14 protein-coding genes are annotated in these 15,990 nt (G+C 70.8%); 11 read left to right on the top strand and 3 right to left on the bottom strand.

Annotation, left to right across the window (positions count from 1 at the left end; translation table 11 throughout):
* The first annotated feature begins 3 nt into the window (after positions 1–3).
* From ACZ6TU_RS30855 to ACZ6TU_RS30835, 5 genes are read left to right on the top strand one after another with little or no spacing between them, the layout of a single operon-like run.
* Positions 4–1,293 carry a hypothetical protein gene (locus ACZ6TU_RS30855; RefSeq protein ID WP_469552272.1) on the top strand — a complete coding sequence of 430 codons (1,290 nt, stop codon included), beginning with the start codon at positions 4–6 and terminating at the stop codon, positions 1,291–1,293.
* Positions 1,290–2,264 (top strand): glycosyltransferase family 2 protein, encoded by a 975-nt coding sequence (locus ACZ6TU_RS30850; RefSeq protein ID WP_469552271.1) that lies wholly within the window; start codon positions 1,290–1,292, stop codon positions 2,262–2,264. Before ACZ6TU_RS30855 ends, ACZ6TU_RS30850 begins: the two co-directional genes overlap by 4 nt.
* Positions 2,261–3,511, top strand: coding sequence for a polysaccharide pyruvyl transferase family protein (locus ACZ6TU_RS30845; RefSeq protein ID WP_467681574.1), 1,251 nt, complete (start codon positions 2,261–2,263; stop codon positions 3,509–3,511). The genes ACZ6TU_RS30850 and ACZ6TU_RS30845 overlap by 4 nt, the downstream gene beginning before the upstream one ends.
* Positions 3,508–4,059, top strand: a complete 552-nt coding sequence (rfbC, locus tag ACZ6TU_RS30840; RefSeq protein ID WP_467681572.1) for a dTDP-4-dehydrorhamnose 3,5-epimerase — start codon at positions 3,508–3,510, stop codon at positions 4,057–4,059. The genes ACZ6TU_RS30845 and rfbC overlap by 4 nt, the downstream gene beginning before the upstream one ends.
* Before the next feature lie 7 nt (positions 4,060–4,066).
* Positions 4,067–5,392 (top strand): glutamate-1-semialdehyde 2,1-aminomutase, encoded by a 1,326-nt coding sequence (locus ACZ6TU_RS30835; RefSeq protein WP_469552268.1) that lies wholly within the window; start codon positions 4,067–4,069, stop codon positions 5,390–5,392.
* A gap of 12 nt (positions 5,393–5,404) precedes the next feature.
* Here ACZ6TU_RS30835 and ACZ6TU_RS30830 read toward each other — a convergent pair whose 3' ends face one another.
* The gene (locus ACZ6TU_RS30830; RefSeq protein ID WP_469552266.1) at positions 5,405–6,085 is read right to left on the bottom strand and encodes a phosphatase PAP2 family protein; all 681 of its coding nucleotides are present in this window, start codon (positions 6,083–6,085) and stop codon (positions 5,405–5,407) included.
* Positions 6,086–7,491: 1,406 nt separating this feature from the next.
* On the opposite strand from ACZ6TU_RS30830, the gene ACZ6TU_RS30825 reads away from it, so the two are divergent.
* Positions 7,492–7,884: a hypothetical protein gene (locus tag ACZ6TU_RS30825; RefSeq protein ID WP_469552264.1), complete on the top strand. Its 393-nt coding sequence runs from the start codon at positions 7,492–7,494 to the stop codon at positions 7,882–7,884.
* A gap of 162 nt (positions 7,885–8,046) precedes the next feature.
* Here ACZ6TU_RS30825 and ACZ6TU_RS30820 read toward each other — a convergent pair whose 3' ends face one another.
* The gene (locus ACZ6TU_RS30820) at positions 8,047–8,736 is read right to left on the bottom strand and encodes a response regulator (RefSeq protein WP_469552263.1); all 690 of its coding nucleotides are present in this window, start codon (positions 8,734–8,736) and stop codon (positions 8,047–8,049) included.
* Positions 8,733–10,031, bottom strand: a complete 1,299-nt coding sequence (locus tag ACZ6TU_RS30815; RefSeq protein ID WP_469552261.1) for a sensor histidine kinase — start codon at positions 10,029–10,031, stop codon at positions 8,733–8,735. The genes ACZ6TU_RS30820 and ACZ6TU_RS30815 overlap by 4 nt, the downstream gene beginning before the upstream one ends.
* Positions 10,032–10,251: 220 nt before the next feature.
* On the opposite strand from ACZ6TU_RS30815, the gene ACZ6TU_RS30810 reads away from it, so the two are divergent.
* From ACZ6TU_RS30810 to ACZ6TU_RS30790, 5 genes are all read left to right on the top strand, one after another.
* Entirely contained in the window at positions 10,252–10,944 is a 693-nt protein-coding gene (locus tag ACZ6TU_RS30810) for an ABC transporter ATP-binding protein (RefSeq protein WP_469552258.1), read from the top strand.
* Positions 10,941–13,391: an ABC transporter permease gene (locus ACZ6TU_RS30805; protein WP_467681559.1), complete on the top strand. Its 2,451-nt coding sequence runs from the start codon at positions 10,941–10,943 to the stop codon at positions 13,389–13,391. The genes ACZ6TU_RS30810 and ACZ6TU_RS30805 overlap by 4 nt, the downstream gene beginning before the upstream one ends.
* Before the next feature lie 941 nt (positions 13,392–14,332).
* The gene (locus ACZ6TU_RS30800) at positions 14,333–14,515 is read left to right on the top strand and encodes a hypothetical protein (RefSeq protein WP_467681557.1); all 183 of its coding nucleotides are present in this window, start codon (positions 14,333–14,335) and stop codon (positions 14,513–14,515) included.
* Between the two features lie 142 nt (positions 14,516–14,657).
* Complete coding sequence (locus ACZ6TU_RS30795; protein ID WP_326590899.1) at positions 14,658–14,942, top strand: hypothetical protein; 285 nt, start codon at positions 14,658–14,660, stop codon at positions 14,940–14,942.
* Positions 14,939–15,337 (top strand): PIN domain-containing protein, encoded by a 399-nt coding sequence (locus ACZ6TU_RS30790; RefSeq protein ID WP_467681553.1) that lies wholly within the window; start codon positions 14,939–14,941, stop codon positions 15,335–15,337. The genes ACZ6TU_RS30795 and ACZ6TU_RS30790 overlap by 4 nt, the downstream gene beginning before the upstream one ends.
* The last annotated feature ends 653 nt before the right edge of the window (positions 15,338–15,990 follow it).

The raw sequence follows: 15,990 nt of genomic DNA, 5'->3' as shown, positions 1-15,990 counted from the left end.
GGGATGACCACCGAGGGGGAGAGGACGAGACCGAAGGCGGCGAACGCCAGGCGGGCCGTCGTCGGGCGGCTGTCCTGGGGACTGGCCGACCAAGCGGCCTCCAGCATGAGCAACTTCGTGGTGGGCATCTACGTGGCCCGCTCGCTGGGCGTGACCGCGTTCGGCGTGTTCAGCCTTGCCTGGGTCACCTACGGCGTGGTGCTGAACGTCTCCCGCGGACTGGCCACCGATCCGCTCATGGTGCGCTTCAGCGGCGTGTCGGACGCGGCCTGGCGCGGGGCGGTGGCCCGGTCGTCGGGTACCGCACTCGGCGTCGGTGCCGCCCTCGGCGCGGCGTGTCTGGTGGTCGGCGTCGGCGTCGGCGGCCGTGTGGGGCCCGCGTTCGCCTGCCTCGGCGTCGTCCTGCCGGGGCTGCTGCTGCAGGACGCGTGGCGGTTCGCGTTCTTCGCCGCCGGCGCCGGGCGGAAGGCGTTCGTCAACGACCTCGTGTGGGGCGTCGCGCTCGTCCCCGCCATGGTGGTGGCGGCCCGCGTGGGCAGCGTGGCCGCTTTCGTGCTCGCCTGGGGCGGATCCGCCGCGGTGGCCGCCGTGTGCGGCAGCTTCCAGTCCGGCATCCGGCCCCGTCTGACCGGAGCGCGCGAGTGGCTTCGCGCGCACCGCGACCTCGGCCACCGGTACCTGGTCGAGAACGTCAGCAACAGCGGCGCGAGCCAGCTGCGGGCGTACGGGCTCGGCGCGATCGTCGGGGTCGGCGCGGTGGGTGTGGTCCGGGGCGCCGAGCTCCTGCTCGGCCCGTTCATGGCTGTGCTGATGGGCCTGTCGCTGGTCACCGTCGCGGAGGCGGCGCAGGTGCTGCGGCGGGCCCCGCACCGCCTCGGCCCGTTCTGCCTCCTGCTGGGCGGTGGACAGGCCGTCGCCGCGCTGCTCTGGGGCGGCGCGCTGCTGCTGGTGCCGGACCGCCTCGGCGGACTCGTGCTCGGCGGCGTCTGGAGCTCCGCCTCGGAGCTCATCGTGCCGGTCACGCTCGGCGTCGCGGGCGCGGGACTCGGCACCGGCGCGGCGGCCGGGCTGCGCGCGCTCGGCGCGGCCCGGCGCAGCCTGCGCGCCCAACTGTTCGCCTCCGCCTGCTACGTCGGCGGCGGGCTCGGCGGGGCGGCCCTCGCCGGCACGGTCGGCTCGGCCTGGGGCGTCGCCGCCGCGACCGCCTGCGGCTCGGCCCTGTGGTGGCTGCAGCTGCGGTCCGCCCTGCGCGAGCACCACCAGAACCCCCTTCGCGAAGTGAGGACGTCATGACTGCTTTTCGCCGCACTCCCCGGCTGAGCATCGGCCTGCCCGTGTACAACGGCGAGGAGTACCTGGCCGAGTCGCTCGATGCCCTCCTCGGCCAGACCTACGAGGACTTCGAGCTGGTCATCTCCGACAACGCCTCGACCGACGGGACCCAGGACATCTGCCGCAAGTACGCGGCCCAGGACTCACGCATCCGGTACATCCGCCTGTCGCGGAACATCGGCGCCGCACCGAACCACAACCACGTGTTCACCGAGTGCCGCGGTGAGCTGTTCAAGTGGGCCTCCCACGACGACCTCTACGCCCGCGACCTGCTGCGGCGCTGCGTGGAGGCGCTGGACGAGCGTCCCGACGTGATCCTCGCGCACGCCGACCAGGCGGTCATCGACGAGGACGGCCGGGTGAAGGTCCCGTACGAGTACACGCTCGCCACCGCCTCGCCGCACGCGCCGGGGCGCTTCCGCAGCCTGCTGTTCGAGCCCGGTGGCGACGACTTCTACGGGGTGATGCGGGCCGACGTGCTGCGCCGGGTGAAGCCGCACGACAGCTACCACCACGCGGACCGCACGTTCGTCGCCGAGATCACCCTGCACGGGCCCTTCCACCAGGTGCCGGAGCTGCTGTACTTCCGCCGTGACCACCCCACCCGCGCCGAGCGGGCGAACCCGGGCAAGCGCTCCCGGTGCGTGAACCTGGACCCGCGCCGGGCAGGCCCGCTGCACCCGACGCCCCGGCTCCTCGCCGAGTACGTCTGGGGCTTCGCCTCGGCGATCCGGCGGGCGCCGTTGTCCCCCGCCGACCGGCGCGCGTGCTTCCGCCACCTGGCCGCGTGGATGACCAGCCGGGTCCGGCCGGGCGCCGGCGAGCGGGTCGAGGACCGCGCCCCGGTCGACCCGGGCCGGCTCACCGTCTCCGTCGACGCCCTCGTCGCCGGCCGTGAAGGCCGTGAAGGCCGTGAAGGGGGGCAGGCATGACGTCCGCCGGCGAAACTCCGGTGCGCGTCGGGGTGTTCGGCCTGCTCGGCTCCGGCAACCTCGGCAACGACGGGTCGCTCGAGGCCGTGCTCGGCTACCTCCGCGCCGAGCACCCGGAGGCGGTCGTGGACGCGCTGTGCGGCGGACCCGAGGTCGTCGCGGCCCGGTACGGAATCCCCGCGACGCGGCTGCACTGGTACCGCGGGGAGTACCGGACCGCGTCGCGTGCGGGCGCGATCGCGGCGAAGGGGCTGGGCAAACTCGTCGACGCCGTCCGCACCGCTGCATGGGTGCGCCGGCACGACGTGGTGATCGTGCCGGGCATGGGCGTCCTGGAGGCCACGCTGCCGCTGCGGCCGTGGGGCTTCCCGTACTCACTGTTCCTGCTCTGCGCGACCGGCCGGCTGCTGCGCACCCGGGTCGCGCTGGTCGGCGTCGGCGCCGCCCCGATCGGCAACCGGCCGACCCGAACCCTGGTCCGCTGGTCGGCGCGGCTGGCCACGTACCGGTCGTACCGGGACGCCCTGTCCCGCGACGCGATGCGGGCTATGGGCGTGGACACCGCACGCGACGAGGTCTACCCGGACCTCGCCTTCGCCCTGCCGACGCCGCCGGCGAGCGCGAACTCAGAACAAGTCCTGAGCCCGCCGGGCCTGGTCTGCGTCGGCGTCATGGCCTTCCACGGCGGCAACGACGACCGCGCCCGGGCCGAGGAGATCCACCGGCGCTACCTCGACGGGACGACCCGCTTCGTCCGCGCGCTGGTCGAGGACGGCAGGCCGGTCCGGCTGCTCACCGGCGACGAGTGCGACGTGCCGGTGGTCGCCGCGATCCTCGACGCGGTGGACTCGCCGCTGGTCACCGCTGCCGAGGCGGCCTCGCTGGCCGACCTGATGAAGGAGATGACGGCTGCCGACACCGTGGTGGCGACCCGATACCACAACCTGATCTGCGCGCTGAAGGCAGGCACGCCGACGCTCGCGCTCAGCTATGCGGCGAAGAGCGACGCGCTCATGGCTCAGATGGGGCTGGGCGCGTACCGCCACCCGGCCCGCGAGGTCGACGCCGACCGGCTGCTCGAGCAGTTCCGGGCGCTGGAGCGGCGATCGGCGGAGCTGCGGCGGACCCTCACCGAGCGGAACCTGGTCGCCGCCCGGCGCCTCGAGCACCAGTTCACCGCCTTGACGGCGGCCCTGTTCCCGGCGACCGACCACGCCCACGCCCACGCTCGTCAGGAGGCTCCATGAAAGCGACCGAAGTCCCGGCGATCGCCGGCGCGTACCTGTTCGAACCGACGCCGTACGCCGACGAGCGCGGCTTCTTCTGCCGCACCTTCGACGCCGACGTGGTCCGCTCGGTGGGCCTCGACCCGGACGCCTTCGTTCAGGACAGCCTGTCCCGCTCGGTCCGGGGCGTGCTGCGCGGCCTGCACCTGCGCTCCGGTGCCGGCGAGGCCAAGCTGGTGCGGTGCTCGTACGGGAGGATCTTCGACGTCGTCGTGGACCTGCGGACGGACTCGCCGACCTACCGCAACCGGGCCTTCTTCGAGCTGTCCGGCGAGACGCAGGTGACCCTGTACATCCCGGCGGGGTGCGCGCACGGCTTCCAGGCGCTGACCGAAACCACTGACACCTCGTACCGGATCGACCGCCCGCACGATCCGTCCGAAGACGTGACGATCGCCTTCGACGACCCGGAGCTCGCCATTCCCTGGCCGCTGCCGGTCACATCGATGTCCCAGCGGGACCGGGAGGCGCCGAGCCTCGCCGAGGTCCTGAAGCAGAAGGAGAGCTGAAGTCAGCGTGGACACCGAAGAGTTCCTCCTGCCCCGGTCGCGGCTGGCGAACGAGCGGCTGCACACCATGATCCCGGGGGGCGCGCACACCTACGCCAAGGGCGACGACCAGTACCCCGAGAACCTGGCCCCGGTCATCAGCCACGGCCGTGGCGCCCACGTGTGGGACATCGACGGCAACCGCTACATCGAGTACGGCTCCGGCCTGCGGTCGGTCAGCCTCGGCCACGCACACCCACGCGTGATCGAGGCGGTGCGACGGGAACTCGACCGCGGCAGCAACTTCGTCCGGCCGTCCATCGTGGAGGTCGAAGCCGCGGAGCGCTTCCTGGCCACGGTGCCGACCGCCGAGATGGTGAAGTTCGCGAAGAACGGCTCCGACGCCACCACCGCCGCGGTGCGCCTCGCCCGCGCCGCCACCGGGCGCCCGCGGGTGGCCATCTGCGCCGACCATCCGTTCTTCTCCGTCGACGACTGGTTCATCGGCACCACGCCGATGTACGCGGGTGTTCCGGCGGCGACCAACGAGCTCACCGTGGCCTTCCCTTACGGTGACCTGGCCGCCACGGAGGAACTGCTCACCCGGTACCGGGACGAGGTCGCCTGCCTGATCCTCGAACCCGCCACCCACACCGAGCCGGCGCCCGGGTACCTCGCCGGCCTGCGTGAGCTGGCCGACCGGCACGGCTGCGTACTGATCTTCGATGAGATGATCACCGGGCTGCGCTGGTCCGAGGCGGGTGCCCAGGGCCTGTACGGCGTCGTGCCCGACCTCTCCACCTTCGGCAAGGCGCTGGGCAACGGGTTCGCCGTCTCCGCGCTGGCCGGGCGCCGCGAACTGATGGAGCGGGGCGGGCTGCGTCACTCCGGCGACCGGGTGTTCCTGCTGTCCACGACGCACGGTGCGGAAACGCACTCCCTGGCAGCCGCGATGGCCGTGCTCACCACCTACGTCGAAGAGGGCATCACCGCGCGGCTGCACGCCCTCGGCGAGCGGTTGGCCGCCGGTGTCCGCGAGGCCGCGGCCGGCATGGGCGTCGGCGGCCACATCGTCGTCCGGGGCCGGGCCAGCAACCTGGTCTTCGCCACCCTCGACGAGAACGGGCAGCCGTCGCAGCGGTACCGCACCCTGTTCCTGCGCCGGCTCCTCGCGGGCGGGGTGCTGGCCCCGTCGTTCGTGGTGAGCAGCGCGCTCGACGACGCCGACATCGATCACACCGTCGACGTGGTGGCCCAAGCATGTGCGGTGTACCGGAAGGCACTGGACGCCGCCGACCCCACCCCCTGGCTGGCCGGACGAGCGGTGAAGCCCGTGTTCCGCCGCTTGGCGTGACGTGACGTGACGTCAGTGCCCCTCCCGCCGACCGTCATCGGCCATCCGGTCGGCCAGCCGGTCAGCCATCCGGTCGACCAGCCACGCGGTTGCCGGTACCACCGCCAGCGCGGTGCACAAGCCGCCGAGGACGTCGGTCGGGTAGTGGGCGCCCAGGGCGACCTGGGCCCAGCCCATGGCGGCGCCGGCGACCAGCGCCGCGACGAGCGCGAGTGACGTGCCGGCCGTCCTGCCGAGGCCGAGCCGGCCGGTCGCGAGCAGCGCCACGACGAGGGCGAGCGCGGTGAGGAAGGCGGTGTGCCCGCTCGGGTAGGACACGTGCCCGTCGTGGATGGTGCGTCCCACCAGGGACTTGAGCAGAGTCGTCGTCCCCACGGTCAGGCCGGCGCCGGCGACGACGAGCACGGCTGCGCGAGGACGCCGAAGCAGCAGGCAGCCCGTCACGGTGGCCGCGACCGACATCGCTGCTCCCACGGGCTCCCCCAAGAAGTCCGTGGCCAGAGCGACGTAGCGCCACGACGGCCCCACACCGTGCACCGCCGCCCAGATCCGCGCGTCCACCATGCCGGGCTGGCTGTCGTCGGCATACAGGACCCCGAGTACGACGACGGCCAGCGCGGCGAGGGCCGCGATCAGCCCGAGCCACGTGCGCAGCGACGGGGGCAGCACCGCGGGCGCCGGCCGGCCGGTCACACGCCCACCGCGTCCGGTCGACCTGCGGTGCCGGCCTTCTTGTCTGCCATGCGCAGCAGTGGTTCCTGTCCCAGGCCCCGTGGGACCGCGAGCCGGTCAACGTCCGGCGGATCGACCTGCTGATTCCCGCGCCGGCGACCGGGCCTGTCGCGGCCAGCACCGCCCGGGCCGACGAACGCGTGCACAGCCCGCCGCACACCGTGGCCTACCAGCCGACTCTCGCCCTGCCCCAAGGGCCCGCCGCTGTCGCGATGCCGCGCCGGTAGCCTTCGGCTTCCGCTGGCGCCGACCCGCCCCGAACTCGCCAGCCTGTCCATCACCCTGGCCAAGAACATCGGAATCAGTCTCTGCTTGCCACCCTAACCAACAATGCGGTCGCGGCGAACCGCCGTCGGAAAGCCCGCGTGTCAACACTCCGCGGATATGGCGACGCACTCCACGTGCGAGGTCATCGGAAGGTGTGTCAGGAACTCTTAGCGGCAGGACTGCACCGGCCTCGACCATCGCCCGTCCGAGGGACCGTGGACCTTTTCCGAGGCGCTCAACATATGTCCTGGCGGAAGAAGCCCCACTATGGGTCTCAAGCAGGAAGCCCGCACCACCGAACCGGCTTGGCGGCAAGATCGGTGGGGCGAGCACTGAGTACCAGGAGGTACCGCTATGACTGTGGCTCCAACTCGCTCTGTACTGTCAATCGCCCGCCCGAGGGGCTGGGCGTCCCTGCTCGTCGTCATCGTGATCGTCTATGCCCCTGCGGCACAGATCCAGGACATCCTGACCAGTCTGATCGCTCTGTCAGGAGTGCTCGTCTCGGGCTCGGCAGTGAGGGCCGTATCAGCGCGACAGCCGCAGACGGCCGCCTGAGGACGGACTGGCCTCGATCGGGCCACGAAAAGGGAGTCCGTGCCGTCGGACGATGCGCCGGGCTCCCATCTCCCCCAGCTCAGAGGGCCGGACCACTTTCGTGGTCCGGCCCTCTGAGCGCCCTGACCAACCGTGCTCGCGGCGACCCGAACCGCTTCAGAGAGCGTTTCACAACAGCAGCGGGAACCGATCCACCGAACCCGTACGCATAAAGCCGCAGGTCATGAGCCCTTAGCCACCGGCTCGGGAATCGCAACGCACTCCACATGATGCGTCATCGGAAAGATGTCGTCCTGAGCGAGTCTCAGAAAAGACCAGGTCAGAGCCCATTTCCCGGCTCGCTGTCCCGCCTGCGGGCGACCATAGCGTCAAACGAGCGTCATGACGAACAGTCCGTCCCTCCTTCCTCGGTGCGTAATCAGGCTGCCCCCACCGGCTCTCCCTGCCCGAGCGCGCCTACGCTCACTCCGCACACCGGCTCGCACATCATGACCGCACCACCGCGGGCCGCGGTCTACTTCTCCGGCCGCCATGTTGGAGTCATGCCCTCCAGCCCACAGCATCCCGCACCTGCCCCGATGGCCATCTCGGGCACGGTCGCCGAGGACCTCGCGCTGTACCGGGAGAAGTTCCGGCGGCGTCTGCCGGAGTCGCTGGACGAGGCGCACGGCACCACTCAGGGGGTTGTGGAGCTGCCGCTGCCCATGGCCTGGTCGGGGCTGACCTCGTACGACATGAGCAAGCCTCGCCAGCGCATGGGCCTGTACCGCACCGTCCTGCACGAGGGCCTGCGCGATGATCTGCCCCACTACCTCAACCGGGATCTGCTCCTCCAGATGTGGCCGGTGTTACGCGCCCCCGTCGGTCGCACCGTACGCGTCGTGTGGGAAGACGCCTTCCCCCTCCTCGCCTCCCGCAGCCGGGCAGCCGCGTGACGGACATGCCGGAGCTGCACAGGCGGCTCCCGAGCCTGCCGGAGTAGCCGTCCGCGTCGTGCGACGATTCCTCCTCTGACCGCCGCGATCTGACACAACCACCACACCGACCAACCAGTCATCTGGTCACTGACGGCCCACGACCACTGACCTCGGAATCGATCATCGGGGCGCCCCGCCCGGGGCGATCAACCCCGTCTCGTAGGCGAAGACGATGGCCTGGACTCGGTCACGCAGGTCCAGCTTCGACAGGATGCGGCCGACATGGCTCTTGACCGTGGTCGGGCTGAGGAACAGCCGGGAGGCGAGTTCGGCATTACTGAGGCCCGTCGCGAGCAGGCGGAGCACCTCGAGCTCCCGCGGCGTCAGGCCGGACAGATCGCGGTGCGGGGCGATGGTCTGCGGTTCGTCGTGACGGGCGAAGCGCTCGATCAGCCGACGAGTGATCGTGGGCGCGAGGAGAGCGTCGCCGGTCTGCACCAGGCGCAAGGCGGAGACCAGATGTTCGGGGGTGACGTCCTTGAGCAGGAAGCCGCTGGCGCCGGCCGTGAGCGCGGCGTAGACGTAGTGGTCGAGGTCGTATGTGGTGAGGATGATGACCCGGGTTCTGTCCAAGCCGGCGTCGCCGATGACGCGCCTGGTGGCCTCGATGCCGTCCATCTCCGGCATCCGGATGTCCATGAGGACGACGTCGGGCCGCGTACGGCGGACCGCTGCGACAGCCTCGGCCCCGTCGGCCGCCTCGGCCGTCACTTCGATGCCGTCCGCGGCCAGGATCATCTTGAAACCGGTGCGTACGAGGGCTTGGTCGTCGGCGATGACGGCACGCAGCAGTGGCTGGTCCTTGTTCATACGGTGCTCCGCGGGATACGGGCCGTGACCCGGTAGCCGCCGGCGTTTGTCGGCCCGGCCGTCAGCTCGCCCTTGTAGACGGCCAGCCGCTCGCGCAGCCCCATGTGGCCGCGGCCGTTGCTCTGCACCGGCGGGGACTCCTTGGCGCCGCCGGTGTCCGTGATCTCGATCTCCAGACAGGCGTCGGTGTAACCAATGGCGACGGACGCCTGCGCGCCGCGCGCATGTTTGATCGTGTTGGTCAGCGCCTCCTGTACGACGCGGTAGGCCGCGAGGTCCACCCCCGGTGGCAGCGGATCCGGCGGCAGCGACACCCCGATGCTCACGGGCGTACCGGCGGCGCGTACTCGTGCGACGAGCGCGTCGAGCTGTGCGAGCCCGGGCTGGGGCTCCAGGCTGTCGGGCCTCTCGTGGTCCGGGGCGGCCAGCAGGCCCATCACGTGGCGGAGTTCGGCCATGGCGGCCCGACCGCCCGCCTCGACGGCCAGCAGTGCCTCCTTCGACTGCTCGGGCGCCATGTCCATCACTTTGCGGGCCGCGCCGGCCTGGATCACCATCACGCTCACATTGTGGGTCACAACGTCGTGCAGTTCGGCGGCAATGCGGGCACGCTCCTCCTCGACGGCGCGGCGCGTGGCCTCCTCCTGAGCGGCCTGCAGTTCTGTCACCCGGTCCCGGCTGGACGCCAGCCGCAGTTGCAGGAAACGGACGAGGCTGGCCAGCATCCCGGCCACCAGGAGCACGAATCCTGGGCTGGACCATCCGGGGAGCACGGGGTCCGCGTTGCGGAAAGCGAAACCGGACAGCGCGGCGGCGATCACCAGGACGGCGATCGCCGTTATCCGGTAACGGCTGTATACGACGGCGCTGTAGGCGCCGATGACACAGGCCAGGACGGTGATCCAGGAGGCGGAGCTGCCGATGGCCAGTGCCGCGCCCAGCACCACCACGAACAAGGTCAGCGGATACCGGCGCCGGTCTGCCAGCGGCAGCGTCGACAGGACGACCAGGACCCAGGGCACGGAGGAGGGTTCTTCCTCCTTGGGCACCTGACCAGGGTCGGGCGGCGGGGGCGGGGCTGGGACCCCTGTCCCGACGTCCACCGTAGGCGGGTTGATGTGCACCGGTCCGTCGCCGGGATAGCGCACCGCCACGAACAGGGCAATGACGGTCAGTACGACCGCCAGCACCACATCGACGCGCACCGCTCGCCGGGACAGCGGGGCGGCCTTCGCCTCCGGGCGTAGCGCGTCGATGAGCTGCTGATGCCGACTGCGCCGGTCTTCCGTCTCCATCCGTGCATTGTGCTGCGCTCTCCGCCCGGCCCGCGTCCGCCTGTCCGGCCAGGGCGTTGTCCCAGAGGCCTACTTCTCAGGTAGGACTCCGCGGCCGAATCCTCCGCGGGAAGGGCCTGATGTCGGTTCCGCGGCCGACGCGCCCCATACGCGGCACCCCTAGGTTCGCAGGACTGGCAACGGCATGTGTCTCGCGCGACCGTAAGGACGGACAACTCGTATGCATCAAGTGATCGAACTGGAGGGTGTGGCGAAGCGCTACGACAGCGCTGGCGCGCCGGCGCTCGGACCGCTCACGCTCAGCGTCGCCAAGGGAGAGGCCCTTGCCGTGACGGGCCCTTCCGGCAGCGGCAAGTCCACGCTGCTGAACCTCGTCGCAGGCCTGGACAAGCCGACCGACGGCGCCGTGATCGTGGCCGGGCGACGGATCGACCAGTTGAGCGAGCACGCCCTCGCCAAGTTCCGTCGCGAGCACATCGGCATGGCATTCCAGTTCTTCAATCTCCTCGACGACCTCACCGTCACCGACAACATCCAGCTACCGGCCCAGCTGACCGGGAGCAGCCGACGCGCGGCCGCGGCCCGCGCGGGTGAGCTCATGGAGATGCTGGGAATCCAGAAGCACGCCCGCGCCTACCCGGGCCGACTGTCCGGAGGTGAACGCCAACGGGTCGGTTTCGCACGAGCGTTGGTCAACCGGCCCGCGCTGCTGCTCGCCGACGAGCCCACCGGTGCGCTCGACACCGCCTCGGGCCACGACGTCCGCAAGCTGCTGATGGATCTGCACCGCGCCGGACAGACCATCGTGCTGGTGACACACGACCTGTCCCTCGCGGAGGCGTGCGCGAGCCGCACGATCCACCTGGTCGACGGTCACCTCGCCCTCGACACGTACGCGCAGGCCGTCCGATGAGCCTGTTCGGTACCGGCGCGATGGGCCGGGTCGTACGTTCCGGGGTGGGCCGGCGGCGGGTGCAGACAGTGGTGATCGCCGTGGCCACGATGATGGCCGTGGCGTCGGCCGTGGTCGCCGGGTCGCTGATGGTCGCCGCGGCCGCGCCCTTCGACAACGCCTTCAAGAAGCAGCGAGGTTCGCACATCACCGCGCAGTTCGATCCTGCCAAGGCGAGTGCGGCGGAGCTGGCGAAGACCGGGAAGCTGCCCGGCGTCGCCGCGAGCGCGGGACCGTACCCGTCCACGTCGGTCCGTCCGGTGGACCGGGCGGGCTTCCAACTGCCGACGCTGACCCTGGTCGGGCGGTCCGGACCTGACGGCGCCGTGGACCGGGTGGATCTGAAGTCGGGCCGGTGGGCGCGGAAGCCGGGCGAGATCGTGCTCGACGCGTCGTTCGAGGGGCCCGCCCTCGGGATCGGCACCCCCATGAAGATGTCGGACGCCAAGGACGCACCGCCCCTTTTGATCGTCGGCTTCGCCGTCTCCGCCAGCAAGACCGCCGACGCCTGGGCGGCCCCCGCGCAGGTCGACGCGCTGGCATCGAAGGGCAACCCAGTCGCGAGTCAGATGCTCTACCGCTTCGACTCCGCGAGCACGAAGCAGCAGATCATCGCCGACCGGAAGAAGCTCGCCGCCTCCGTGGGGCCCGGGGCGCTCCTTGGGACCCAGTCCTGGCTGGACACCAAGCGCGCCGCTGATCAGGGTGCGGCGGCGACCGTCCCGTTCGTGATGGCTTTCGGCGCGCTCGGCATCGTGATGTCGGTGATCATCGTCAGCAGTGTGATCAGTGGCGCGGTCGGCACCGGCCTGCGCAGGATCGGCATCCTCAAGGCCATCGGCTTCACCCCGCGCGAGGTCGTACGCGCCTACGTGGCCCAGGCGCTGATCCCGGCCGTCGCCGGCATCGCCCTGGGTGTCGTCCTGGGGAATCTCCTGGCCGTGCCACTGCTGTCCGACACCGAGTCGGTGTACGGCGGCGTCTCACTCTCGGTGGCCTGGTGGGTGGATGTCTCCGTGCCGGCCGCCGCCCTGGTCGTCGTGGGGCTCGCGGCTCTGATTCCCGCGCTGCGGGCCGGAAGGCTGCGTACGGTCGAGGCCATCGCGATCGGCCGGTCGCCGCGCACAGGACGCGGCCAGTGGGCGCATCGGGCGATGGGGATGCTGCCGCTGCCGCGACACGTGACCTACGGTCTCGCCACCCCCTTCACGCATCCGGTACGTACCCTCGCGATGCTGCTCGCGGTGGCGTTCGGCACGGTCGCGGCGACGTTCGCGGTGGGGCTGACCTCGTCCCTGAACGCGATCGGCACCTCCCAGGACCCCGAGAGCCGTGCTGCGGTCACGGTCACGACGACCAAGGCGATCGAAGTCGCTCCTCCCCCGCCGCCTCCTGTAGGGGGCAACGCGGAAGACCCGCCTCCCCCTGGCGGCAGCGAGTCAGGCCCGCCTCCCGTGGAAAACAGCGCGGCAAGCACGTCCAAAAAGCCCAAGGTCGCCGATCCGGCGAAGGTGCGGTCCGCCGTCACGTCACAACCGGGCACGGAGTCGTACTACGGCAAGGCCCAGACCGAGGTCGCCGTGGCGGGGGTCTCCGGCTCGATTCAGGCCAGCCTCTACGAGGGCAATTCGCGCTCCGGCAGCTACGCGATGCTCTCCGGGCACTGGATCACCGGTAAGGGGCAGGTCGTGGTGCCCTCCCGCTTCCTGGAGAGGACCAGCACCAAGATCGGTGACACGGTGCGGGTGACCTACGAGAAGGAGACCGCGAATCTGCGGATAGTGGGCGAGTCCTTCGACACGTCGGGCAGCCAGCTGGAGATCCACGCGGACATGGCCAACTTCGCGTCCGCCGAGCCCAGTACCTTCCTCGTCGAGACCAAGTCCGGCGTCTCCGCCGACGAATACGCCCAGAAGGTCGCCGCGGTCGTACAGCCGCTGGGCGGCGACGCCACCACCAACGCCTCCTCGGGGCAGGAGGGCGTCATCCTCATCATGTCCGCGATGGCGGTGCTGCTCACCCTCATGCTGATCACCGTGGCCGGTCTCGGCGTACTCAACTCCGTGGTCCTCGACACCCGGGAACGCATCCACGACCTGGGCGTCTGCAAGGCGATCGGCATGACGCCGCGGCAGACCATGGGCCTCGTGCTCGCCTCGGTGGCCGTGATCGGCGTGATCGGCGGGCTGATCGGCGTCCCTACGGGGTACGCGCTGCACCACGTCGTCATGCCGGTGATGGGGCGTGCCGTAGGCACGAGCCTGCCGTCGCTTGTCCTCGACGTGTTCGGGCCTTTCCAGCTGCTCCTGCTGGGGCTCGGCGGGGTCGTGATCGCGGTGCTGGGCGCGCTGATCCCGGCCGGCTGGGCGGCCAGGGCCCGTACGGCCACGGCGCTGCGCACCGAGTAGCGTCCGCCGGAGCGCGAGCCGCTGGGGCCGATCCGCCAGGCCCGCGGGGTCGGGCTGCCCGTACAGGCACAGGCGACGAGGCCCCCGTCCAGGCAGGTCCTCTTGACAGGGACTCGGGAGGCCCGGACAGGGGCCGGCAGCGGGAAGCGGTGCGGGTGGCTGTGAACGACTTCTCTTGGCTCAGCGGAATCGTCGAGGACGGAGTCCATGCCGCCCGCGGCACGATCGGTCGCTGAGCCCTGCCCCGCCAATCTCTCAGAACCGCGACAGTGCGTCCACCGCGTCGGCGCCGAGGCCGCGTTGGGCCCATACGTCACGCAGCCAGTCGTCGTCGGTGGCGAGTGCCTTGCGCACCACGTCCAGAGCCACCTTTTCCTGCTCCGTACCCGTGTAGGGGCGCGGTGACGTGTGCTGTTGGGGGATCGCCGATCCGGCGCGGGGCTGCGGCAGGCCGGACGTACCCGAGGTGTATCCGCTCGGCCGTGCGCTGGGCGCGCCCGCAGCCGAAGGCTTCGGCGGCGTGATGATGCCGCTCGGACCGACGAGCCGGAGCGTGCCGGGGTCGACGAGCCTCCGCGAGTGGAGCGGCGGGGGCACAGGCGGGGCTGGCGGCCCGCGGGCGGTGGTGTGCTGGGGGCAGGCGGCAGGATCACTGCCATCCGTGGAGTGCCGGCCAATGTGCCGGCCTGCGCTTTGGTCGCGGTACGGCGTTGGTCCACCTCGTTTCCGAGTTCCCGGAGCGGTCGTTCGCGTTCGGCCTCCGCCGCTTCCCGGTCGCGCCGAACCTGGTCGTCGGCAAGGCTCAGTTTGTACGGCCGTACGGCCCTTCTCGGCCTGGTCACACGCTGCTCCCAGGCGAGGGCCACCTCGCGGCGGCTGCCCGGAAACCGGGCGGCGATCGACCGGCCCACCCCGGATGTGCGTGTCAGAGCGGCAGTGTCATGGGACGTACAACGTGCCCGAGAACCAGTGCCCACGCCCGCAGCGCCTTCGCCACACCCGCACGCTTCCCGCATACCGACGACGTCGTAGCCGACTGGCCGCACCACTACCTCGCCACCACCGGTATCGACGTCCGTACCGCCCCGTCCGCCCCGAGTCCGGCACCGCCCGCGTCCCACTAACCTGCGACGCCGACGGCCATTACACCGTCACCGACCCCGACACGGGGCTACGTGCGACCTCTGACGCACGCCCGAAGCGCACCTGGAGCTCTGCGTCGCCGAGAATCTCGTCGTATGGCATTCGAAATGCCATACTTGTGTCATGGCTGACGACGACACCGACTTCCCTCCTGGCGACGGCCCTACCAGTGGAATCTCCGTCTCACTGACCGCCGGCACTCTGCAAGCGATCCGTGAGCGGGTCGGCAAGCGGGGCGTGTCCGCCTACCTGGAGAGGGCCGCACAGCAGCAGATCGAGCGCGACAACCTGGACGAGCTGATCGCCGACTTCGACAAGACCCATGGCCCCGCCGACCCCGAGGCCGTCGCCGCCAAGCGAGCCAAGCTCACCGGCGGCACCACCTCCGATGCCGGGGCAGCTGCGTGAGCGGCGCCCTCATCCTGGACAGCGAGGGCCTAGCCAAGGCCGTACAACGCGACCGCGAGGTCCACGAATGGCTCGCCGCCGCCCGCGACGCCGACCTTCCCGTGATCACCTCGGCAGCCGTACTCGTCGAGGTGATCCACCCCCGGATCAACGACGCCGCGCTGAAGTGGACGCTATCCCGGCTCCGGGTCGAGCCCGTCACCCAGACCCTCGCCCAATCCGCCGCCGGCCTGCTGCGCGCGGCCGGCCTGCACGGCCACAAGTACGCCATCGACGCCATGCTCTGCGCCACTGCCCTCGCCCAGCCGGGCCGCGTCACCATCCTGACCTCCGACGTCGAGAACGTCACCATGCTCACCGCGGACCACCCTCGCGTGAACGCCGAAAAGGTCTGATCCGCAACCGTGTGCTTTCATCGACTTCACCATTTCCCGGCCGGCCCGACCTCGTCGACGGCCAGGGGCCTTCGTGCAGTACGCCTCTCGGTTGGCTACCGGGCGGCGCCCTTTGCCTGCCTGACCGCCCAGACGGCATAGAACAGCAGGGGGTTGGGGGCGAACGCCACGATCAGCATCCCGACAACCGCAAGGGCCGAGCCGCCTGCCCTGACCAGGTGCGGGCCGCGCCGGTCCAGGATGCGACTGATCGGTACACCTGCCGCCGTGGAGACGAGGAGTGTCAGGGAGAACGCACCGGTCGTGGCACCCGATGACCATCCGGTGTCGACCGTGATGCGAGCGAGCAGGGCGGGGAAGGCGTAGTAGACGATCCCCAGTCGGCGATTTGTGTCAGGCAGAGCGGGGGTAACGCGACGCGGGGCCGCGACCGGTTGCCCGTTCCGGTCGCGGCCCCATCCACACAGGTGGTCAGGTCGGTCACGAGCTGCAGGGTGGAACCTGGTTTTTGGTTTCAGTCTGGTCGAAGAGGCCGGGTCCGCCGCAGATCCCGGTCTCAGAGGTCCTAACAGAAGTTGTTGATCAAGTGACTGTCGGCTTGTCTGCTCGTTGGTCGAGTCGTGGGGAAACGTCAGTCGCGGCCGTGGATCGTG

It is taken from the genome of Streptomyces sp. NPDC052064, assembly GCF_055585925.1.
This window is presented reverse-complemented; position numbering and strand designations above follow the sequence as displayed.